The 20,436-nt window shown below is 64.8% G+C and carries 17 protein-coding genes, 1 tRNA gene and 3 rRNA genes; 11 read left to right on the top strand and 10 right to left on the bottom strand.

From position 1 onward, the window contains the following. The first annotated feature begins 434 nt into the window (after positions 1-434). The 5 genes from ACYQ07_RS00005 to ACYQ07_RS00025 all read left to right on the top strand — a co-directional run bounded on the left by ACYQ07_RS00005 (position 435) and on the right by ACYQ07_RS00025 (position 6,643). Positions 435-1,906, top strand: a 16S ribosomal RNA gene (locus tag ACYQ07_RS00005). A gap of 175 nt (positions 1,907-2,081) precedes the next feature. Beyond that, a tRNA-Ala gene (locus tag ACYQ07_RS00010) sits at positions 2,082-2,153 on the top strand. A 286-nt stretch (positions 2,154-2,439) separates the two neighbouring features. After that, a 23S ribosomal RNA gene (locus ACYQ07_RS00015) occupies positions 2,440-5,354 on the top strand. Positions 5,355-5,474: 120 nt separating this feature from the next. Next, positions 5,475-5,597: ribosomal RNA gene (rrf, locus tag ACYQ07_RS00020) — 5S ribosomal RNA — on the top strand. Together the 16S, 23S and 5S rRNA genes with 1 tRNA gene alongside form the textbook arrangement of a ribosomal RNA operon. A 293-nt stretch (positions 5,598-5,890) precedes the next feature. Then, positions 5,891-6,643: a hypothetical protein gene (locus ACYQ07_RS00025; protein WP_459875631.1), complete on the top strand. Its 753-nt coding sequence runs from the start codon at positions 5,891-5,893 to the stop codon at positions 6,641-6,643. A gap of 1 nt (position 6,644) precedes the next feature. Here ACYQ07_RS00025 and ACYQ07_RS00030 read toward each other — a convergent pair whose 3' ends face one another. Continuing rightward, complete coding sequence (locus tag ACYQ07_RS00030) at positions 6,645-6,926, bottom strand: DUF8124 family protein (RefSeq protein WP_459875634.1); 282 nt, start codon at positions 6,924-6,926, stop codon at positions 6,645-6,647. A gap of 128 nt (positions 6,927-7,054) precedes the next feature. Here ACYQ07_RS00030 and ACYQ07_RS00035 point away from each other — a divergent pair, with 128 nt between their 5' ends. Beyond that, positions 7,055-7,918 (top strand): DMT family transporter, encoded by an 864-nt coding sequence (locus tag ACYQ07_RS00035; protein ID WP_459880160.1) that lies wholly within the window; start codon positions 7,055-7,057, stop codon positions 7,916-7,918. Positions 7,919-7,954: 36 nt separating this feature from the next. On the opposite strand, the gene ACYQ07_RS00040 is transcribed toward ACYQ07_RS00035, so the two are convergent. The 3 genes from ACYQ07_RS00040 to ACYQ07_RS00050 are packed head-to-tail and all read right to left on the bottom strand — an operon-like array spanning position 7,955 to position 10,481. Then, positions 7,955-8,398, bottom strand: coding sequence for a VOC family protein (locus tag ACYQ07_RS00040; RefSeq protein ID WP_459880163.1), 444 nt, complete (start codon positions 8,396-8,398; stop codon positions 7,955-7,957). A gap of 57 nt (positions 8,399-8,455) precedes the next feature. Further along, positions 8,456-9,952, bottom strand: coding sequence for an AMP phosphorylase (locus tag ACYQ07_RS00045; RefSeq protein ID WP_459875637.1), 1,497 nt, complete (start codon positions 9,950-9,952; stop codon positions 8,456-8,458). A 25-nt stretch (positions 9,953-9,977) separates the two neighbouring features. Then, positions 9,978-10,481, bottom strand: coding sequence for an SRPBCC family protein (locus ACYQ07_RS00050; RefSeq protein ID WP_459875640.1), 504 nt, complete (start codon positions 10,479-10,481; stop codon positions 9,978-9,980). Positions 10,482-10,598: 117 nt separating this feature from the next. Here ACYQ07_RS00050 and ACYQ07_RS00055 point away from each other — a divergent pair, with 117 nt between their 5' ends. Then, the gene (locus tag ACYQ07_RS00055) at positions 10,599-11,525 is read left to right on the top strand and encodes a DNA-3-methyladenine glycosylase family protein (RefSeq protein WP_459875643.1); all 927 of its coding nucleotides are present in this window, start codon (positions 10,599-10,601) and stop codon (positions 11,523-11,525) included. 88 nt (positions 11,526-11,613) lie between these two features. Continuing rightward, positions 11,614-12,066 (top strand): DUF555 domain-containing protein, encoded by a 453-nt coding sequence (locus tag ACYQ07_RS00060; protein ID WP_459875644.1) that lies wholly within the window; start codon positions 11,614-11,616, stop codon positions 12,064-12,066. Positions 12,067-12,249: 183 nt separating this feature from the next. On the opposite strand, the gene ACYQ07_RS00065 is transcribed toward ACYQ07_RS00060, so the two are convergent. From ACYQ07_RS00065 to ACYQ07_RS00085, 5 genes are all read right to left on the bottom strand, one after another. Continuing rightward, on the bottom strand, positions 12,250-12,483 hold the full coding sequence (locus tag ACYQ07_RS00065; RefSeq protein ID WP_459875646.1) for a UPF0058 family protein: 234 nt from the start codon (positions 12,481-12,483) through the stop codon (positions 12,250-12,252). 286 nt (positions 12,484-12,769) lie between these two features. After that, the gene (locus ACYQ07_RS00070) at positions 12,770-12,949 is read right to left on the bottom strand and encodes a DUF7836 family putative zinc-binding protein (protein WP_459875649.1); all 180 of its coding nucleotides are present in this window, start codon (positions 12,947-12,949) and stop codon (positions 12,770-12,772) included. A 129-nt stretch (positions 12,950-13,078) separates the two neighbouring features. Beyond that, positions 13,079-14,050, bottom strand: coding sequence for a transcription initiation factor IIB (locus tag ACYQ07_RS00075; RefSeq protein WP_459875652.1), 972 nt, complete (start codon positions 14,048-14,050; stop codon positions 13,079-13,081). 390 nt (positions 14,051-14,440) lie between these two features. Continuing rightward, on the bottom strand, positions 14,441-15,397 hold the full coding sequence (locus tag ACYQ07_RS00080; protein WP_459875655.1) for a mechanosensitive ion channel family protein: 957 nt from the start codon (positions 15,395-15,397) through the stop codon (positions 14,441-14,443). Between the two features lie 69 nt (positions 15,398-15,466). Next, positions 15,467-16,753 (bottom strand): Zn-dependent hydrolase, encoded by a 1,287-nt coding sequence (locus tag ACYQ07_RS00085; protein WP_459875658.1) that lies wholly within the window; start codon positions 16,751-16,753, stop codon positions 15,467-15,469. 114 nt (positions 16,754-16,867) lie between these two features. Here ACYQ07_RS00085 and ACYQ07_RS00090 point away from each other — a divergent pair, with 114 nt between their 5' ends. After that, the gene (locus tag ACYQ07_RS00090; protein ID WP_459875660.1) at positions 16,868-17,080 is read left to right on the top strand and encodes a PLDc N-terminal domain-containing protein; all 213 of its coding nucleotides are present in this window, start codon (positions 16,868-16,870) and stop codon (positions 17,078-17,080) included. Positions 17,081-17,108: 28 nt separating this feature from the next. On the opposite strand, the gene malQ is transcribed toward ACYQ07_RS00090, so the two are convergent. Beyond that, complete coding sequence (gene malQ / locus ACYQ07_RS00095) at positions 17,109-18,599, bottom strand: 4-alpha-glucanotransferase (protein ID WP_459875663.1); 1,491 nt, start codon at positions 18,597-18,599, stop codon at positions 17,109-17,111. 107 nt (positions 18,600-18,706) lie between these two features. On the opposite strand from malQ, the gene dacZ reads away from it, so the two are divergent. Together dacZ and ACYQ07_RS00105 are read left to right on the top strand one after the other, a co-directional pair. Further along, positions 18,707-19,516 carry a diadenylate cyclase DacZ gene (gene dacZ / locus ACYQ07_RS00100; protein ID WP_459875666.1) on the top strand — a complete coding sequence of 270 codons (810 nt, stop codon included), beginning with the start codon at positions 18,707-18,709 and terminating at the stop codon, positions 19,514-19,516. Further along, positions 19,516-20,343 (top strand): mechanosensitive ion channel domain-containing protein, encoded by an 828-nt coding sequence (locus tag ACYQ07_RS00105; RefSeq protein WP_459875669.1) that lies wholly within the window; start codon positions 19,516-19,518, stop codon positions 20,341-20,343. The genes dacZ and ACYQ07_RS00105 overlap by 1 nt, the downstream gene beginning before the upstream one ends. The last annotated feature ends 93 nt before the right edge of the window (positions 20,344-20,436 follow it).

Genomic DNA, 20,436 nt, shown 5'->3' on the forward strand with positions numbered 1-20,436 from the left:
CCATGAAACCGCATGACGTAGGGCGGTTGCTTCGACGGGGTTAAGTATAACCCGGGCATTCGGATTAATGCGAAGGTCGCCCCGGGTCGCCTGGGGTGACAGAGTCGGCCGCCGACCGCGGCCGTCTCGAAACGCGTTCCGGAGCCCTTAAGTGTATAAGGGCATTCGGAATGTAATGCGAAGAACGCACTCGCGAACTCGGGCCGTTCAACTCGGCCCGGTTTCGCCGAGTCGGTTTCGGCCGACTCAAAGACATGAGGATTTCGCCCCCTGCGCTCCGGCGTAAGAGGAGATCTGATGTGAGCCTTGGTAGTTCGGTGTCACCCGGAACGCCCGGTGGGACCGGACACCAATATTGGACCATGCAATGGTGTTTTGACATTACGTCAAAACCCGCCAACCCCCTCGAGCTGGGAATCAAGCTCGAGGACGTCATTCCGGTTGATCCTGCCGGAGGCCATTGCTATTGGGATTCGATTTAGCCATGCTAGTCGCACGAGTTCAGACTCGTGGCGAATAGCTCAGTAACACGTGGCCAAACTACCCTTCGGAGCACGATAACCTCGGGAAACTGAGGCTAATAGTGCATATCACACTCACTCTGGAGTGAGGAGTGTGTCAAACGCTCCGGCGCCGAAGGATGTGGCTGCGGCCGATTAGGTAGACGGTGGGGTAACGGCCCACCGTGCCGATAATCGGTACGGGTCATGAGAGTGAGAACCCGGAGACGGAATCTGAGACAAGATTCCGGGCCCTACGGGGCGCAGCAGGCGCGAAACCTTTACACTGCACGCCAGTGCGATAAGGGAATCCCAAGTGCACAGGCATAGAGCCTGTGCTTTTCTGAACCGTAGGGAGGTTCAGGAACAAGGGCTGGGCAAGACCGGTGCCAGCCGCCGCGGTAATACCGGCAGCCCAAGTGATGGCCGATTTTATTGGGCCTAAAGCGTCCGTAGCTGGCCGCGCAAGTCTATCGGGAAATCTATCCGCTCAACGGATAGACGCCCGGTGGAAACTGCGTGGCTTGGGACCGGAAGGCGCGAAGGGTACGTCCGGGGTAGGAGTGAAATCCTGTAATCCTGGACGGACCGCCGATGGCGAAAGCACTTCGCGAGGACGGATCCGACAGTGAGGGACGAAAGCTAGGGTCTCGAACCGGATTAGATACCCGGGTAGTCCTAGCCGTAAACGATGCCTGTTAGGTGTGGCTCCCACTACGAGTGGGTGCTGTGCCGTAGGGAAGCCGCTAAACAGGCCGCCTGGGAAGTACGTCCGCAAGGATGAAACTTAAAGGAATTGGCGGGGGAGCACTACAACCGGAGGAGCCTGCGGTTTAATTGGACTCAACGCCGGACATCTCACCAGCATCGACTGTGGTAATGACGGTCAGGTTGATGACCTAGCCACGAGCCACAGAGAGGAGGTGCATGGCCGCCGTCAGCTCGTACCGTGAGGCGTCCTGTTAAGTCAGGCAACGAGCGAGACCCGCATCCTTACTTGCCAGCAGCACCGAGAGGTGGCTGGGGACAGTAGGGAGACCGCCGCTGCTAAAGCGGAGGAAGGAACGGGCAACGGTAGGTCAGTATGCCCCGAATGTGCTGGGCAACACGCGGGCTACAATGGTCGAGACAAAGGGTTCCTACTCCGAGAGGAGACGGTAATCTCAGAAACTCGATCGTAGTTCGGATTGTGGGCTGAAACTCGCCCACATGAAGCTGGATTCGGTAGTAATCGCGTGTCAGAAGCGCGCGGTGAATACGTCCCTGCTCCTTGCACACACCGCCCGTCAAAGCACCCGAGTGAGGTCCGGATGAGGCCGCGTCACCGCGGTCGAATCTGGGCTTCGCAAGGGGGCTTAAGTCGTAACAAGGTAGCCGTAGGGGAATCTGCGGCTGGATCACCTCCTATTGACCCGGGACTCCCTTTCAGTAGGGAGCCCACCTTTCGACCGTTCTATTCGAACGGTCACTACTCATTCGCATGCGTCCATTGGCGTCCGCCCACCGGCCGTTCCGGGCACCGACGAACTACCGAGGCTCGCGAAACCGACGCTGACCACCACCCTTCCCCCACGGGAAGGTGGGCTCATAGCTCAGCGGTAGAGTGCCTCCCTTGCAAGGAGGATGCCCTGGGTTCGAATCCCAGTGAGTCCATGTCAGACCCGGTCCGAAACCGTCCCCTTAAGTGGGAGGCGGGATTCGGATTGGATAGACGACGACCGATGCACCACTCCGGGAAACCGCGGGTGGGAAGGGTTCGACGAACACGCCTGAAAGCCTCAGGGTGATTCGATGACGACCGTGTATACGTGCGATCCAGACGTCCACTGAACTCATACGAGTTTTCGGTGGAACGTCAGTGAACCATTACAGTCGGCGGTCTTCTTCTGGAAGACCAACGATTACGATCAGCGGTCTTTCTTTGAAAGACCAATGATCACTGAACTGGCTACTGTGCCAGCTGGTGAATGGCTCGGCTCAAGAGCCGATGAAGGACGTGCCAAGCTGCGATAAGCCCATGGGACCCGCATGGAGGGAAAGAACATGGGATTTCCGAATCGGAATCCGTTTACAATTGCCACGCGCAATAGGGAACCCCCCGAATTGAAACATCTCAGTAGGGGGAGGAAGAGAACGCAATAGCGATGTCGTCAGTAACCGCGAGTAAAATCGACACAGCCCAAACTGAAGGTCTTCGGACCGATGTGGTGTTCGGGTTGACAATCAAGACGAGAAATCGCATCTGAAGTCTCCTGGAATGGAGCGTGAGACAGGGTGATAACCCCGTAAGATGTGCGAGTACCGTCGGCGTCAATACCAGAGTAGCAGGGGTCGGATATCCTCTGTGAACAACTCAGGCATCGCCTGAGAAGGCTAAACACTCCTTGAGACCGATAGCGAACAAGTAGCGTGAGCGAACGCTGAAAAGCACCCCGAGAAGGGCGGTGCAATAGGGCCTGAAATCAGTTGGCGATCGAGCGACAGGGCGTAAAAGGCGATTCTCAAAACGACCGAGGAGCGATCCTCCAGTAGGAAGAGAATCGAGCCGGCGTCGTGTCGTGCGTTTTGAAAAACGAACCAGGGAGTGCACTTAGATGGCGAGTCTAACCGGAGTATCCGGGAAGGCGCAGGGAAACCGATATGGCCGCAGCATTGCGAGGGCCACCGTGTTCAAGCGCGGGGAGTCATCTGGGTGCGACCCGAAACCGAGCGATCTATGCACAGGCAGGGTGAAGCGTGGCGAAAGCCACGTGGAGGCCCGTTAGGGTTGGTATTCTACAATATCCTCCCGTGATCTGTGTATAGGGGTGAAAGGCCCATCGAGCTCGGCAACAGCTGGTTCCGACCGAAACATGTCGAAGCATGACCTCATCCGAGATAGCCCGCAGGGTAGAGCTACCGATTGGATGACCCGCCTCCGAGAGGAGTCGGCCATCCTGTCGAACTCCAAACCTGCAGGCGTCGTAGACGATGGGAGTCCGGTGCGCGGGGTAAGCCTGTGTACCATGAGGGGAACAACCCAGAGCTGGGTTAAGGTCCCAAAGTGTAGATTAAGTGCGATTCGAAGGTGGTCTCAAGCCCTAAACAGCCGGGAGGTGAGCTTAGAAGCAGCTACCCTCTAAGAAAAGCGTAACAGCTTACCGGCCGAGGTTTGAGGCGCCCAAAATGATCGGGGCTCAAATCTACCACCGAGACCCAGCCGTGCCCGTGAAAGGGCAACCGTGTAGGTCGGCGTACCGTTCGGATGGAAGCCCGGGAGAGATCTCGTGTGGACCGTTCGGTAACGAAAATCCTGGTCACAGTAGCAGCGATAGTCGGGTGAGAACCTCGACGGCCTGAAGAGCAAGGGTTCCTCGGCACTGCCAATCAGCCGAGGGTCAGCCGGTCCTAAGTCTGCCCGCAATTCGACGCAGACAACGGGAAACTGGTTAATATTCCAGTGCTGCTATGCATTGAAAGTCGACGCCGTGTGGAACGTTGAGCTGGGTTTTCGCCCAGTCGAATTGAGGAACGTCGTGGAAGCCGTCATGGCAGGAAGCGACCGAAGCTCAAGATAGCGCAAGTCAGCCGTACATAGGGCCCGTGAAAAGACGAGCATAGTATCCGTACCGAGATCCGACACAGGTGCTCTGGCAGCGCAAGCCAAGGCCTGTCGGGAGAACCGACGTTAGGGAATTCGGCAAGTTAGTCCCGTACCTTCGGAAGAAGGGATGCCTGCTTTCGACGAAGCAGGTCGCAGTGACTCGGGCGCTCCGACTGTCTAATAACAACACAGGTGACCGCAAATCCGCAAGGACTCGTACGGTCACTGAATCCTGCCCAGTGCGGGTATCTGAACACCTCGTACAAGAGGACGAAGGACCCGTCAACGGCGGGGGTAACTATGACCCTCTTAAGGTAGCGTAGTACCTTGCCGCTTCAGTAGCGGCTTGCATGAATGGATAAACGAGAGCGCCACTGTCCCAACGTTGGACCCGGTGAACTGTACGTTCCAGTGCGGAGTCTGGAGACCCCCAAGGGGAAGCGAAGACCCTATAGAGCTTTACTGCAGGCTGTCGCTGAGACGTGGTCGCCGATGTGCAGCATAGGTAGGAGGCATTACACAGGTGCGCGCGCCAGCGCGTCGCCGAGCCATCATTGAAATACTACCCGTCGGTGACTGCGACTCTCACTCCGGGAGGAGTACACCGGTAGCCAGGCAGTTTGACTGGGGCGGTACGTGCTCGAAAAGATATCGAGCGCGCCCAAAGATCATCTCATCCGAGTCGGGAACTCGGAGAAGAGCGCAAGAGCACAAGATGGTCTGACAGTGTCATTCCCAACGAGTGACGCTGACGCGAAAGCGTGGTCTAGCGAACCTACGAGGCTCCGTGATGGGGCCCGTAGATGACAGAAAAGCTACCTTAGGGATAACAGAGTCGTCACCCGCAAGAGCACATATCGACCGGGTGGCTTGCTACCTCGATGTCGGTTCCCTCCATCCTGCCCGTGCAGAAGCGGGCAAGGGTGAGGTTGTTCGCCTATTAAAGGAGGTCGTGAGCTGGGTTTAGACCGTCGTGAGACAGGTCGGCTGCTATCTATTGGGGGTGTTTGAGGTACCTGACGTGAACGAACGTATAGTACGAGAGGAACTACGTTTGGTCGCCACTGGTGTACCGGTTGTTCGAGAGAGCAGATGCCGGGTAGCCACGCGACACGGGGTAAGAGCTGAACGCATCTAAGCTCGAAACCCACATGGAAAAGAGGTACCCTGGAGGTCACTCGTAGAAGACGAGTTCGATAGACTCGGGATGTACGCACCAAGGCAACGAGGTGTTGAGTCCACGAGCACTAACAGACCGAGCCACAGTCATACGGTCACTGGAGTTCCACACCCGTATGAGTTCAGGCGGTAACTGGATCGCACATATACACGGTCAGTACGAACCATCGACAGTGGTCTTCGAATCCCGGTTCGATTCCGGGAGTCGACGTTAAGGCGGCCATAGCGGTGGGGTCAACACCCGTACCCATTCCGAACACGGAAGTTAAGCCCACCTGCGTTCCGAGCAGTACTGGAGTGCGCGAGCCTCTGGGAGCCTGGGTTCGCCGCCTCCCATTCATTTGCAGTCATCACCCGTCTTCGAGCGATAGCGCTCGAAGGCGGGTTTTTGTATTTCGAAAGGGGGAGCTCGCCGGCGAGCGCGCACGGCGCCCACCCGTGGACCCGTCACTCGGGAAATGTTTCGCAGCTTTCACGCTTGATTTTGCCATCGATACGCTTATTGCTGGTCTATCCGTCGTTTCTGTAAGTAATGGCTCGTTCGAGCGTCGCGTGGAAGCGGTCCACCGTACGCCTCACACGAGGACCAACGGGAGACGTTCGGTCGGGGTGTGTTTCACCACAGGTAGTGTCGGTACTGTTTGGAACGGACGTCGATGAGTGGCGCAGGGGGTGGCGCGCGACGGTCAGCGGTGAGCCTCGGCGGGAGGCGGTCGTTTCGGTTGCGGACCTGACACGCGGGGCCGCAGCGTCATCGACGCAGGTGTTTCCGGACCGGGAACTGGCGTACACGCAGCTCGACCGGCCGGTGGACCCGAACGTCGTTGGTGAGGTCGTCGAGGAGTATCTGTCGGGGAGCACGGGCGAGGTGACGGTGTTGGTCGACGATCTGGCCTCGTACGCGGCGGACGCGGGCGATGATGCGGCCATCACGGTGCTCGACGAGCTGCTGGTCGCCGCGGAGACGAGCGGTGCATCGGTGTCGGTGGGGTTCTCCGTCACTCCGGCGACGGTCTCATCGGTCAGCGCCGTCACGGGTCGCGTCGGATCGGTGGCGGTTCCCGAGTCAGTTGACGAGGCGGTCGTTCGCCTCCGGGAGGACGATCCGACGACGTTCGGGCATCTTCGCCGGCACTGGCGGGAGGTGGGTCGGGCGCTCGCCGTCGAGAATCGAAACTACGCGCAGGCGAAACAGCTCCATGCGGCGCTCGGCGAGACGGAGATGTCGACGCGGTCGCTGGGCATGGCGCTATCCGGACTCGCGGAAGTGGGTGTCATCGACACCTGGGGTGACACCGTCGGGTCAACTCGGTACGACCTGACGGGGTACGATTCGGTGCGGCTGGAGCTCGTCGGGCAGGCATTGGACGGGCTGGAGTAGGCTACCCGTCGAAGACGGGTTCTCGGAGGGAGTGGTCGACGACGGTGCCGTCGGGGTCGAGCGTGACGGTGCCGAGGGTGACGCTGTCGCCGGTGTCGGCGTGATTGGCGATCGCCGTGAGGACGGGGTCTCGTTCGAGGTGGTCCCACACGACATCGGCAACCAGCGACTGGAACGTCTCGGGGTCGGTCCATCCGGAGTCGATCTCCGAGGGAACGTGGACGACGAACCGGAGCTCGTCAGCGGTGACGTGGATGGCGACGCCGAAGGTGTCCGCACACATACGCGCGGGTTCGCGGTGGTCCCTCAAAGTCCCGTCGTCGTGGGTGGGCGTCCCAAAAGCGGTAACGGTAAGCACGGGCCGCCGGAAGCACGGGCGTGACTGGACGCGAGTCGCCGCGCGTGCCGCCGATGTGGGGGCTGGTCGTCGCGGTGGTGGCGGTGAGCGCGGGGGCGATACTGGTTCGGTGGAGCACGGCGCCGAGCTCGGTCGCGGCGTTTTATCGGGTGTTGTTTACGACGCTTCCGCTGCTTCCGATCGCCGTCGTTCGCTATCGCAGCCACTTCGCACGGATCACGCGTCGGGATCTGGTGTTCGCGTCGCTCTCCGGGGTGGCGTTGGCGCTTCATTTCGCGGCGTGGTTCGAGAGTTTGGCGTGGACGAGCGTTGCCGCGAGCGTGACGCTCGTGCAGGCACAGCCCGTCTTCGTCGCCCTTGGGGCCTGGCTGCTGTTGAGCGAGCGAGTCTCTCGCCGGATGGTTGGCGGAATCCTCGTCGCCGTCGTGGGGATGGCGGCGATGTCGTTCGGCGACCTGCTTGGCGGCGTGCTCGTCGGCCCGAATCCGCTATACGGGAACACGCTGGCGCTCATTGGTGCAGTGATGGCGGCAGGATACGTGCTCGCCGGGCGCTCGCTCCGCCAGCGGGTGGCGCTGGTGCCGTACGTGGTGGTCGTGTACGGGGTGTGTACGGTGACGCTGCTGGGACTGGTGGTGGCACAGGGGCATCCGCTGACGGGATACGCGGGCAGGGAGTGGCTCATATTCGCGGGGCTCGCACTCGGCCCGGGACTGTTCGGCCACACCGTCCTCAACTGGGCGCTGGGGCACTTGGAATCCAGCGTCGTATCGGTGTCGCTGCTCGGCGAGCCGGTGGGGGCGACGCTGTTAGCGCTCGTGCTGCTTGCGGAGGTGCCGACGGCATACACGGTGGTCGGTGGCGTCGTCGTGCTCGCGGGGATCTACCTCACCGCGTCGGACTCGGCGGCCACGTAGTTGCTCCGTCCTCCGGCTCCTTGGTCCGTGATCTCCTCAGTGGAGTTTCAGCTCGACGCGTCGTCCGTCGGGGTCTCTCACGTACGCAGCCCAGTCTCGGCCGTACGCGCCGTAGCGCTTGCGCGGCTCGTCGGGTTCGACCTCGTACCCGGCATCGGAGACCGGCTCCAGGATTTCCGCGAGCGCCTCGCGAGTGTCCACCTCGTTCGAGCGGAGCAGGAAACGGACGTGTTCGCCGCCCAGCGGCGCGTCGGCGTGGTCGGTGTCGTCGCGATCGGCACCGTCCCTCTCCGCGGTGGGGTCGATCGTGTCGTCGTCCACGGGGACGAGATGGACGTGGCGCCCGCCGGCGGCAACGGCGACGGAGGGGACCGCGCCTGCCTCGTAGCGGTCGCGGTCCCTGACGCGCATGCCCAGCAGGTCACGGTAGAAGCGAAGCGACTCCTCGAGGTCGGTGACGCGGATCGCGACGTGGTCGATGCCGACGACGTCGAGTGACTGTGGCGGACGGCAACCTGGGGTTCCGGCGACGTAGCTCTACACCCGCTCGACGAGCGACTCGTTCGGATCGCTCACGCGGACGACGGCGTGGTCGTCGGCGTACTCGAGCGCCTCGTCGAGTTTGGACTGGCGCTCGGCGTGGATCGTGTAGAGGTGGTCGCCGGCGGCCACCTCGTCGCCGCCGCGCCGGTGAATGTGGAGGCCGGCTCCAGGGTCTGACGGAGCACCGGCTCTGCGGGCGAGTCCACTCACGCGGTTGTTGGCGATCGTGTCGACGACCCCGCTATCGGCGGCGGTGACTGTGTGGGTACGGTCCCCGGGGTGGAGGTCGTCGACGGTCACGTCGCGGTCGCCGCCCTGGGCGGCGACGATGTCGCGGAAGGCGTCCGCGGCGTCGCCGGCGTCGAGCAGGGTTGCCGCATCCGGCGGGGCGCCATCGAAGGCGTCGGGACTCGCCATCTCGAGGAGGAGGTCCGCGAGCCGGACGCTCTTGCGTCGGAGGTCCGCTGGCCCGTCGCCTTCGAGAACAGCAAGCACGTCGCGCGCTTCCAGAACGGGGCCGATCCCCGTGCCGACCGGACGGGAGCCGCGGGTGATCGCACACTCCACGTCGATGTCGAGCCCCTCGGCGACGTGGGTGAGGTCCGCGGCGAGCTCGCGGGCCTCGTCGAGGGAGGTGACTTTCGCGCCCTCGCCGTAGGGGAGGTCGATGACGAGGTGGGAGGTGCCGGCGGACACTTTCTTCGAGAGCACGGAGGCGACCAGCTGGCCGTGGGGGTCGAGCGAGAGGGGCGTCTGTGCGCGGATCACCTTGTCGTCGACCGGCGAGAGGTCGACGGCGCCACCCCACACCAGACAGCCGCCGGCTTCCGTGACGATACGGTCGATGTCGTCGCGGTCGAACTCGACGGGGCAAAACACCGCCATCGTGTCGGCGGTGCCCGCTGGGGAGGTGACGGCACGCGAGGAGGTTTTCGGGACGGTGAGCCCGGCGGCGACGGCGATGGAGACGAGAATCGGGGTGGTGCGGTTCCCCGCAACGCCGCCGATGGAGTGCTTGTCGGCGACGACGGGAGCGTCCCATCGGAGCCGTTCGCCGACATCGGCCATCGCCCGCGTGAGGGTAGTGGTCTCGGACAGCGAGAGCCCGTTGGCGTAGCTGCCACAGACGTACGCGGACAGCTCCATGTCGGAGAGGCGGTCGTGGTGGATGTCGTCGACGACGGTGCGAAGCTCCGCGTCGTCGAGCTCGGCATCGTCGAGCTTGCGGCGGATGGCGCTGACGGACTCCGGCTGCGGTGCCGGTGCCACGGTCACTTCGCCACGGCGCTTCCGGAGCCCGTGGCTCACGCCGAGCCGCCCGGCCTTGACCAGTTCGTCGGTCACCTTCACGATCCCCACGTCGGTGGCGTCGTCCCAGCGAAGCTCCACGCGGTCCAGCGGGTTGACGCCGAGCGTCTCGGCGTCGGCCCCGTTGAGCAACACCACCGGACGCTTCGTCCCGATGTCGATCGGCTCGGCGACCAGTCGCATGGGCGGGTTAACGAGCGCCCGACGGTTAAGAGTCAGCGAAGCGCCGGCGGGTCCGGCGGTGGCGGTCGCGGAACATCCCCTCGAAACCGACCTTCGCGACGGGGCCGACGGCGTCGCCGATGACGCCGAAGGGGAGCCGGTAGTCGACGGTGTCGACGAGGATCGTCTCGTCGCCGTCGGCGTAGAAGGCGTGCGTGTGGTTCCAGGTGCGGAACGGCCCGCCGGTCATGTCGTCGACGAAGTAGGCGTTTCCTGCGTCGCGTTCGAGCGCGTCGTCGGCCTCCCGCTCGACGATCCGGGAGATCCAACGCTGGCGGGGCCCCACGCCGAACGGCTGGACCGACATGCGGATCTGGGCGCCCTGCTCCAGCACGTCCGGGTCACGCTCGCCGTCGGGGCCGCGCACCGCGTCGATGCGGAGGTGCATCCACTCGGGTGTGAGCGCCTCCAGTCCCTGCACGGTCGAGTGGAAGGCCCACACCTCCGAGATGGGCGCCGGCACGCGCGTTTCGCGACGGTACGTCGGCATACACGACCTACGGGGAGCCCGCCCAAAAGGGTTCGTGGCGTCAGCGGGCAACCGAGAGCCCGCCCGCCGAGCGCGGCACCGAAACCCGCATACGCTCCGCTCCCCTCGGAACGGACAATGGAACGTGGAGCGATCGACATCGGCGAGCTCGAAGGGCCGTTCGACCTCCAGGCGACCGTCGAGAGCGGCCAGTCGTACCTGTGGAACCGCGCGGACGGGCGGATGTACGAGGAGTCGGCGGCGTACGGCGGCGACGCCTGGTACGAGACGGTGGTCGCCCCGATCCCCGGCGTCACCGCCGAGCAGGTCGTCCTTCGGGCGAGACAGGTCGGCGGCGTCCACGACGGCACGCTCGAATGGGAGGCGTCGACCGACGCTGTCCCGCTCCTTACCCACCTCCTCCGATTGGACGACGACCTCGACGCGATCCTCGACGCCACTCCCGCCCTCCCGCTCCTCGACCGGGCCTACGACGCCTACGAGGGGATGCGGCTGATCCGCGATCCGGCGTTCCCGTGTCTCGTCTCCTTTATCTGCTCGGCACAGATGCGCGTCGCCCGCATCCACGGGATGCAGCGCCGCCTCCGCGAGGAGTTCGGCGAGACGCTGACGGTCGACGGCGAGCGCTACCACGCGTTCCCGACGCCCGACCGGCTCGCGGCGTGTACGGAGGAGGAACTGCGTGACCTCTCGCTGGGCTACCGCGCGCCCTACGTCCAGCGGACCGCGGAGATGGTCGCCGAGGGCGAGGCGGACCCCCGCGAGGCCGTCGACCTCGACTACGAGGATGCACGCGAGTCACTCCGTCGGTTCGTCGGCGTCGGCGACAAGGTGGCCGACTGCGTGCTCCTCTTCTCGCTGGGCTACCTGGAGGCCGTCCCGCTCGACACCTGGATCCGGTCGACCATCGAGGACCACTATCCCGACTGCGAGCGCGGCAACTACGCCGACACCTCCGCGGCGATCCGCGAGCAGTTCGGCGGCGAGTACGCCGGCTACGCACAGACGTACGTCTTCCACTATCTCCGCTCCGGCGGGGAGTAGCGGCGGTCGGCTCGGGCTTGGTCGCGCCCGGCGACGATTCGACGGCGGCCGAACCTTCATGCCGGCGCGTGCGGTACATGTTGGCACCATGGACTGCCGAGTCGTCGTCGAGGCTGCCGTCCCCGTGTACGACGTGGAGACCGCCGACGAGGCGGCGCGGATCGCCGTCTCGAAGACGGGTGAGATGTTGAACCCCGACCTGAACTACGTCGAGATCGAGGTGGGAACCCGCGAGTCGCCGAGCGGCGAGGAGCTCCCGCCGGCGTTCATCGCGGCCGACGAGGCGCTCGTCGCGCTGGAACTCGAGATGGACGTGTTCAACGTCGACCGCGAGGAACACGCCAGCCGCGTCGCCCGCAAGGAGATCGGCCAGCGACTCCGGAACATTCCGCTGAAAGTGCTCTCCATCAGCCGGATCGACGCGGAGAACTCGGCGGGCGAGTCGACCGACGGCTCGACGTTGTCTGCCGCTGATGCGGACGACGATGGTGCGGAAAACGACGGTGAAGACGATACCAGCGTCGAGCCGGACGAGAACTGAACGGCCGGCGGAAACACACGGGACGACGACGCGGGGGTGGCGCGGAGCCGGGTCGAACCAGAAGCTCGCCGGCGTGCTCGCCGTCGAACCGCTTGCGGGCGGGCGATCGCGGTCGCTCGCCGTCGAGCGTCGTGTGTGATTCCACTACGGGAGCAACGAGCTTCGGAACGCGGTCGGAAGGGTTCAGTCGGCGGTGGGTGCCAGCGGCTCGGATTCCGCTTCTCCCATCGGCGCCGTGATTCCGTCAGTCAGTTTGAAAACAGCCGCTTTGTGGTCGGTCTTCGATTTGTGGATCGATGTGGGTTTGACGCCGAGTTCCTCGTAGGCATCGAGGTCGAGGTCCTCGTCCCAGTATTCGCACTGTTTTCGTACTTCTGCGAGCAGGCCGTGAAGGTGGATGAGCTCCTGCTTCTTCATGAGCAACCAATCCTTGCTACCGGAGACATATATTACTATCTTGAGTCCCGTTAACACACCACGCCTGAGAGCGCCCCGCTATCCTCCGGATACACGGTTCTGACGAACTCCCCCCAGGGTTGATCGAGAGCGATCGGGGAACCCCGGCGACCGCCGACGGAGCCCACCGGCCGATCCGGTGAGGGCACCGTTGCTCGCTGCGGGTGACTTTCGGGAGAAACGGGCCGCGGGCGGTCGTTCTACGGAGTTCAAGGCGGAGTGCCTCGGGGCTTGACCCCGAAGCCGTTCACTGGAACTGCTTGACGGACTCCAGATCCCGTTCGGTTTGCATGAACTGCGTCAGCCGCCGGGTCGCGTGACAGCTCGGACAGCTGAAGTTGGTTCGAAGTTCAGGGAGGTCGGAGGGGCTCTCCTGCCAGTCCTTTCCACACTCCGGACACAGCAACGTGACGAAGGCTTCCACCATGTGCCGGTGTATGACACACCAGCCTAAAAGAGTATGTGGCCGCGCGTTCGTGGCCACCATGACCTCGACGGGACACGGGACACGGACCACGAGTGTCTCCCGGGGATCGCCACCTGGTCGCCGGCGGGCTCAGGCCGCCAGCTCGTCGCTCGCTTCCAACAGCTCCTTGTAGCGGTTGCGGATGGTGACCTCGCTGATGTCGGCGACCGCCGACACCTGGCTCTGGGTCACCTTCTGGTTCGTGAGCAGCGCGGCCGCGTAGACGGCGGACGCGGCGAGCCCGACGGGCGATTTTCCGCTGGTGATCCCGCTCCGTTTCGCGCTCTTGAGCAGATCGCGAGCCCGGCGCTCGACCTCGTCGGACAGCTCCAGCCGCGAGACGAACCGGGGAACGTAGCTCTCGGGGTCCGCGGGCTGGACCTCCAGCTTGAGCTCCCGGATGATGTAGCGGTACGTCCGGGTGAGCTCCATCTTCTCCACGCGCGAGACTGCGGTGAACTCGTCGAGGCTTCGGGGGTTACCGGCCTGGCGTGCGGCGGCGTACAGCGACGCCGTGCCGACGCCCTCGATGGAGCGGCCGGGCAGGAGATTCTCCCCGAGCGCACGGCGGTAGATGACGGAGGCGGTCTCGCGGACGTTCTCGGGGAGCCCGAGGGCGCTCGCCATGCGGTCGATCTCGCCGAGCGCCTGCTTGAGGTTGCGCTCCTTGGAGTTGCGGGTGCGGAACCGCTCGTTCCAGGTGCGGAGCCGCTGCATCTGCTGGCGCTGCCGGCTGGACAGCGACTTTCCGTAGCCGTCCTTGTTCTGCCAGCCGATGTTCGTCGAGAGCCCCTTGTCGTGCATCATCTTGGTCGTAGGGGCACCGACGCGGGATTTGCTGTCGCGGTCGGCGCTGTCGAACGCCCGCCACTCCGGGCCGCGGTCGATCTCGTTCTCCTCGACGACGAGCCCGCAGTCGGAACAGACGGTCTCGCCGTGCTCCGTGTCCGTCGCCAACCGGCCGTCACACTCGGGGCAGACGCGTACGGTTTCATCGGCCGTCGACTCCGCACGCTCCTTCTCCGTCCTCGTACCGTGGTTTCTGATCTGTGTTTCGGTCATGATGGTCCTCCCCTCGAACTCCGGCGAAAATGAACGGCCGGCTGGCCCGATTGGTTAACTAATGGTAATCTCTAGAAGCATATAAGTCTGTCGTTAACTTTTTAAGCATAGAAGCTGCTAACCGGCGGTAACGGGGCTAAAACTCCGTGATGGCATGCTGTGGGATCACGGACAACACGAACTGTGTGGCAAGAATCTCCTCGCCCACGTATATAAATCGTTCTTCCAACTCGACCGAGTGTCGTCACCCGCTCTCCGACAATCAGTGTGACCACCGCGGTTGCCGGCGCTCCGCCAGCGAACGCCAGCGCTCCGCCAGTGTCATCGGTCGCCACCGTCCGCGTCGTCGTCCGCGCCGCTGTCTGCGTCGTCGTCCGCGCCCCGTCCGCCTCAGCGATTCCGACTGACTGGGAAGGCCACACGGTCCGGGTTCTCGTTGAATCTGTCGAGGATCCGCTCGTACAGCTGGTTTTTCACGCGCTGTCCGCGTCGCGGGTGGGTGAGGTAGCGGAGCCGAAGCTCCATCCACGACTCTCCCTGGCTCACATTCACCGTGGGGTGGTCGTAGACCTCCAGTTCGACGGGCGTCTCCGCGAGCGCCTCCCGGTAGTCGGCAATGCTGTCGGCCATCTCCTTGCCCAGCAGGTCGGCGGCCTCCTCCTGCATCACCCCGCGCGCGAACTCGAGGTCCGTCTCGAACGCCACCTGCACGGCGACCTCGTTCCACACCGCCGCGGAGCCGCCGCCGGCGAAGTTGACGACGTTCGAGGAGAGCACCACGCTGTTCGGCACGGTCACGACTCGCCCGGATGGCTGATTCGAGGAGACGAGCTCGCCGTTGATCTCCCACAGCGTCGTCACGAGGAAGTCCACCTCGATCACGTCCCCCTTCGAGTCGCCGATCTGCACGCGGTCGCCGACGCCGTACGGCTGTTTCACCGTGATGTACACCCACGCGATCAGCGAGAGCAGCGGCTGCTGGAGCGCGAAGGTGATCGCAAAGCCGACGACGCCAAGCGACAGGAGGAGCCCGAGCCAGTTTTCGGTTAACACGGCCAGCGTCGCCACGATGCCGACGAAGCCGAATCCCAGTCGGAGGAGGTTTCGGGTGTTGTGCGCTCGCCGCTTGTTCGTCGAACGCCACACCAACTGGAGCACGAGCAGGTACAGCCCGGAGAGCACGCCGACGACGGCGGCGACGAGCAGCGCACGCCCCACCACGAGATCGGCGGGATAGCCGACCAGCTCCGGCCAGGTCGAGAGGGGATCCACGGCGAGTACGTAGCCACCGGCGACGCCGGCCAGGAGGCCACCGATCAGCGCGCCGATAGCGACGAGACGTCTCACGAGCGGTGGTCGGCGGCCTGCAGTAAAACCGTTCCGTCGGGGTGGGATCGCGGTCCCGCCCGAACGGTGCTACTCGGACCCGTCCCCGGAGACGCCCGCCGTCGACGCCACGGCGCCGGCGAGCACCCGCGTGGCGTCGGCACAGTCCTCCCAGTCAGTCCACTCCAGTGGGTTGTGCGAGATGCCGTCCCGCGAGGGGGCAAACAGGAGCGCGGCGTCGGTCACCTGCGCGACACGCATCGCGTCGTGGGCCGCGCCGGAGGGCATGTCGACGGCGTCGAGCTCGGCCGCGGCGGCAGCCTCGTGGGTCGCGCTGCGGAGCCGGTCGCTCATCCGCGTGGGACGCACGTCGAACGGGCGGCGCAGCCCGGTGCGGACGCCCCGTTCGCGTTCGAGTTCGGCGAGCGAGTCCCTCGCGGCGTCGACGATCGTCTCCATCGACTCGTACTCCACGTCGCGGATGTCGACGCCGGCCTCGACGCGACCGGGCACGACGTTGGTGGCGTTCGGCGAGACTGACAGCGAGCCCACCGTTCCGACCGCAGTCGGACTGGAGGCGTCCACGACCGCGTTGGCGGCTCGCTCCACGTCGAGGACGAACTCGCTGGCGGCCGCCAGCGCGTCGGTGCGGTCGCTCATCGGGGTGGCGCCGGCGTGGTTCGACTCGCCGGCGATGACGACCTCACAGTGGGTGATGCCGGTGATCGTCGTCACGACGCCCACGTCGTCGTCCGCCTCCTCCAGCGTCGTGTCCTGTTCGATGTGGAGCTCGTAAAAGGCGTCCCAGCCGGCGGGATCGAGCGTTCCGTCCCCGATGTAGCCGGTTTGTGCCAGCCCCTCGCGAAGAGTTCGGCCATCGTCGTCACGGGACATCAGCGCCTCCTCGACCTCCATCTCGCCGGTCGCCACCGTGGAGCCGAGCAGCCCGTCGCCGAACGTGCCGCCCTCCTCCTCGGTGAAGGAGACGACGAGAACGGGCCGCGCGGGCTCGACGCCGGCGTCCTGCATCGCCCGAACGGTCTCCAGACCGGCGTACACGCCGAGTGGACCGTCGAAGATCCCACCCTTTGGAACGCTGTCGAGGTGGCTTCCGGTTGCGACGGGCGCCGCCGACACGTCCGCACTCTCGGGCACCCACGCGCCGGCGATGTTCCCCACGCCGTCGATCGTCACGTCGAGGCCGGCGTCCTCCATCCGGCTGACGAGGTGGTCGCGGGCCTTCCGGTTCGCGTCACTGCCGGTCGGTGCAGTACGACCGCGCTTTTCCGGATCGTCGTACGAGACGGCGCCGAACTCGGCGTTTGCCTCAATGTCCGCCCGGAGACGGTCGGCGTCGACGGGTACTGGCTGGCTCATGGTCGCCGTTCGCTCGGCATCGGCAAGGAGTTTGGGTGTTCGGTCGTCACCCACCGCCCACCGGCGACAGTGACCACAAAGCCCTTTTCAGTCGACTGAGTGGACCGACCAACGATGCTCTTCACCCTCCCGCTGCAGGCTGGCGCCGGCGTTGCCCTGCTCGTCTGGCTGCTGTTCTTCGTCGTCCACCTCGGACTGATCGTCTGGACGTACTCCGACGCGAAGCGGTACAGCGACCATCCGGCGTTCCTCTGGGCGCTCGTCGTGTTCTTCGCGCCGATTCTCGGGATCCTCCTGTACCTGATCCTCGGTCGGACGAAGCGGTAGCGGGAACCGCTGAGTGGGTAGCTTCCACCTACCGAACGTGGAACTCGCCGAGCTCCCACAGCCGGTCGGCGAGCTCCTCGGTGAGTGCGTCCTCCCGGACGCGCCACTCCCAGTTCCCTTCAGCCGTCCCCGGCTCGTTGAATCGTGCGTCACTGCCGAGTCCGAGGAGGTCTTGAAGGGTGGTGAACGCGACGACCGCCTCCGATCCCCAGACGGCGTCGATGATCTCCCACTCGATGGCGCGCTCGCCGTCGATGCCGAGATTGTAGTGGAAACAGTCGCGCTGCTCGGCGGGGAGGTCCTCGTAGTAGCTCACGAACGTGTCGGTGTCGTGTGTCGAGGTGTAGCCGGCGCTGTTTTCGGGGTAGTGCATCGGCTGGTGGTCGTTACCTTCCTCACACCAGTCGGCGTAGTGGGGAACGCGCATGCCGGGCAGCTCGTACTCGATCTGCAGGTCGCGCATTTGGTCGTCGACGAACCCGAGATCCTCCGCGAGGAACGGGACCTCGCCGAACTCGGCGCGGACGCGCTCGAACAGGTCGCGGCCGGGCCCGTCACGCCACTCGCCGGCGGCTGGATCGCCGGCGTCCGCGGGGATCGCCCAGTACCGGACGAACCCCAGAAAGTGGTCGAGCCGGGCGGCGTCCGCCTGCTCGAACAGCCGGTGGAACCGGTCGAGCCACCAGTCGTAGTCGTTTGCGGCGAGGGTGTCCCAGTCGTACAGCGGGTTCCCCCAGCGCTGTCCGTCGTCGCCGGGATTCGGCGGGACGCCCGCGACCGCGGTCGGACGGTGGTCCTCGCCCAGTTGGAACGCGTCGGGGTTCGCCCACACGTCCGCGGAGTCGAGCGAGACGTAGATGGGCACGTCGCCGACCAGCGACACGTCGCGCTCGGCGGCCTCCTCGCGGAGCGCCTCCCACTGGCGGTCGAACGTCCACTGACAGAAGGCGTGGTATCGGATCCGCTCGGCGTGCTCCTCACGCGCCTCGGCGAGCGCCTCGGGCTCCCGCTCCCGGAGCGGGGCGGGCCACTCTACCCAGGTGTCCTCCGGGCGGGCGGCAGACAGCGCGCGGAACAGCGTGTAGTCGTCCAGCCACGCTTGCTCCTCGCGGAACTGTTCAAACGCCTCGCGGGCCTCTCCCGTCGCGTGGGTGTCGAACCGCTCGAAAGCGGTCTCCAGCAGGGGGAGCTTGTACTCCCGGACGGCCTCGTAGTCGACCCGGTCGGCCGGAAACTCCGGCACGGGTTCCAGCTCCTCGGCGCGCAGCGCGTCCTCCTCGACCAGCTGTTCGAGACTGATCAGGAGCGGATTCCCCGCGAACGCGGAGTACGACTGGTACGGCGATTCGCCGGCGGCGGCGATGGTCGGGCCGAGCGGACAGGTCTGCCAGTGGTCGACGCCGGCGCGGTCGAGAAAGTCGAGGAACGTTCGGGCGCCGGCGCCGAGATCCCCGATGCCGTGGGCGGACGGCAGCGAGGTGACGTGACAGAACACGCCCGACGAGCGGTCGAAGGTCATGCACCTTCCTGCGGACGCCACCGACTCAAGGCTTCCGACGGGGTGTCAGACGCGTGTACGACGCCGGGGGAACTCCTATACGTGCGCCACGAGACGTTGAGGTATTCATGGCATCACTCACAGACCATCTCGCCGATCTCGTCGCGGACGCCGACGCGACGTTCCTCTTCGCGCCGACCGGGTCGTTCTACGAGCAGTTCCGGGAGGCGGACGAGGAGGTCGTCGTCGTGGCGACCGAGAACGCCGTCGACGCCGAGACGTTCGTCGAGCTCCCGCTGGAGTTCGACAACGTCCGCGACCGCATCCGGTTCGGCATCGAGGGCGCGATGGACCAGGAGCTCGTTGCGGAGGGCGACGAGGTCGTCTGTGTCGCCTCCGTCTTCGAGGGCGAATCCGACGCCATCATTCGGATCACGGTCGACGAGAACGTCCACACGGGTATTTACGACCTGTTCGCCAACTCCCGGGCGGACCCCGGCGTCATCCGGGACGTGTTCGAGGTCGCCATCGAACTCGGACAGAAGGGCCAGAAGGGCAAGCCCGTCGGCGCGCTGTTCGTCGTCGGCGACGCGGGCAAGGTGATGAACAAGTCCCGACCGCTGAGCTACAACCCGTTCGAGAAGTCCCACGTCCACGTCGGCGACCCCATCGTCAACGTCATGCTCAAGGAGTTCTCTCGGCTCGACGGCGCGTTCGTCGTTTCCGACTCCGGGAAGATCGTCTCGGCGTACCGCTATCTGGAGCCCGGCGCCGAGGGCGTCGACATCCCGAAGGGGCTCGGCGCGCGCCACATGGCCGGCGGCGCGATCACCCGTGACACCAACGCGACGGCCATCGTGCTCTCGGAGTCGGACGGCCTCGTGCGGGCGTTCAAAGGCGGGAAGCTCGTGCTGGAGATCGATCCGGAGGAGTACTGATGACCGGGGCGTTCGCCTCCCTTTTCAGTGGTCTGCTCGCCGCACAGCTGGGGGGGTCTCCGGGAGATTTAGTCGCCACCATTCCGGACCGGGTGTGGCTGGCGCTGTTCGTGCTCCTGTTGGGGCTGGTGTCGGCGTGGATCGTCGGCGTCGTCAACCGCAGACTCCTCAAACGCGCCGGCGTTCCCGAGGCGATCGAGGGAACCGCCTTCGAGCGCACCGCCCGGGAGTTCGGCACCTCCACCGTCCGGATCGTCGCCAAGTTGTCGAGCTACTTCATCGTCGGCATCGCCGTCATCGTCGCGCTCACCGTCGCGGAGGTGGAGTACGTGGAGCTGTTCTGGTCGGACACCGCAACCTTCCTCCCGCGGCTGTTCGTCGCCGTCTTCGTCCTCATCGTCGGGGTCGTGCTCGGCGACAAAGTGGAGCTCCTCGTCGCCGAGCGTCTTCGCGGCGTGAAGGTGCCGGAGATCAGCATCATCCCCACGGCCGCGAAGTACAGCGTCGTCTACGTCGCCGTTCTCGTCGCGCTCGGGCAGATCGGCGTTGCCACTCTCGCGCTGATCGTCCTCCTTGCCGCCTACGCGTTCGCGGTCGTCGTCCTCACTGCGTTGGCGACGAAGGACCTGCTCGCCTCGGCGGCCGCCGGCATCTTCCTGCTGCTCCGCCAGCCGTACGGGATCGGTGACGAGGTGAAAGTCGCCGGCCAGCGCGGCATCGTTCAGGAGGTCGACCTCTTTACCACGCACATCGAGACCGACGGCGAGGAGCACATCCTCCCGAACCACGCGGTTTTCCGGGACGGAATTGTGCGAATCCGGAGTTAGTCGCGTCGCCCGCTCTCCCCGCTCTCACATCGTTCGCTCCTTCCGCGCTCCTCCGTGTTCTCCGTCCCCACCTTCGGTCACCGCAACGGTTAC

It is taken from the genome of Halorubrum gandharaense, from assembly GCF_054654575.1.

Bases quoted from the DNA above. Each gene is read 5' to 3' on its own strand.
- ACYQ07_RS00085 (WP_459875658.1), bottom strand. From the start codon at position 16,753: ATGAGCCAGCCAGTACCCGTCGACGCCGACCGTCTCCGGGCGGACATT.
- ACYQ07_RS00075 (WP_459875652.1), bottom strand. From the start codon at position 14,050: ATGACCGAAACACAGATCAGAAACCACGGTACGAGGACGGAGAAGGAG.
- ACYQ07_RS00065 (WP_459875646.1), bottom strand. From the start codon at position 12,483: ATGAAGAAGCAGGAGCTCATCCACCTTCACGGCCTGCTCGCAGAAGTA.
- ACYQ07_RS00045 (WP_459875637.1), bottom strand. From the start codon at position 9,952: ATGCGACTGGTCGCCGAGCCGATCGACATCGGGACGAAGCGTCCGGTG.
- ACYQ07_RS00060 (WP_459875644.1), top strand. From the start codon at position 11,614: ATGGACTGCCGAGTCGTCGTCGAGGCTGCCGTCCCCGTGTACGACGTG.
- ACYQ07_RS00035 (WP_459880160.1), top strand. From the start codon at position 7,055: ATGTGGGGGCTGGTCGTCGCGGTGGTGGCGGTGAGCGCGGGGGCGATA.
- ACYQ07_RS00105 (WP_459875669.1), top strand. From the start codon at position 19,516: ATGACCGGGGCGTTCGCCTCCCTTTTCAGTGGTCTGCTCGCCGCACAG.
- ACYQ07_RS00070 (WP_459875649.1), bottom strand. From the start codon at position 12,949: ATGGTGGAAGCCTTCGTCACGTTGCTGTGTCCGGAGTGTGGAAAGGAC.
- ACYQ07_RS00055 (WP_459875643.1), top strand. From the start codon at position 10,599: ATGGAACGTGGAGCGATCGACATCGGCGAGCTCGAAGGGCCGTTCGAC.
- ACYQ07_RS00050 (WP_459875640.1), bottom strand. From the start codon at position 10,481: ATGCCGACGTACCGTCGCGAAACGCGCGTGCCGGCGCCCATCTCGGAG.
- ACYQ07_RS00030 (WP_459875634.1), bottom strand. From the start codon at position 6,926: ATGTGTGCGGACACCTTCGGCGTCGCCATCCACGTCACCGCTGACGAG.
- malQ (WP_459875663.1), bottom strand. From the start codon at position 18,599: ATGACCTTCGACCGCTCGTCGGGCGTGTTCTGTCACGTCACCTCGCTG.
- dacZ (WP_459875666.1), top strand. From the start codon at position 18,707: ATGGCATCACTCACAGACCATCTCGCCGATCTCGTCGCGGACGCCGAC.
- ACYQ07_RS00090 (WP_459875660.1), top strand. From the start codon at position 16,868: ATGCTCTTCACCCTCCCGCTGCAGGCTGGCGCCGGCGTTGCCCTGCTC.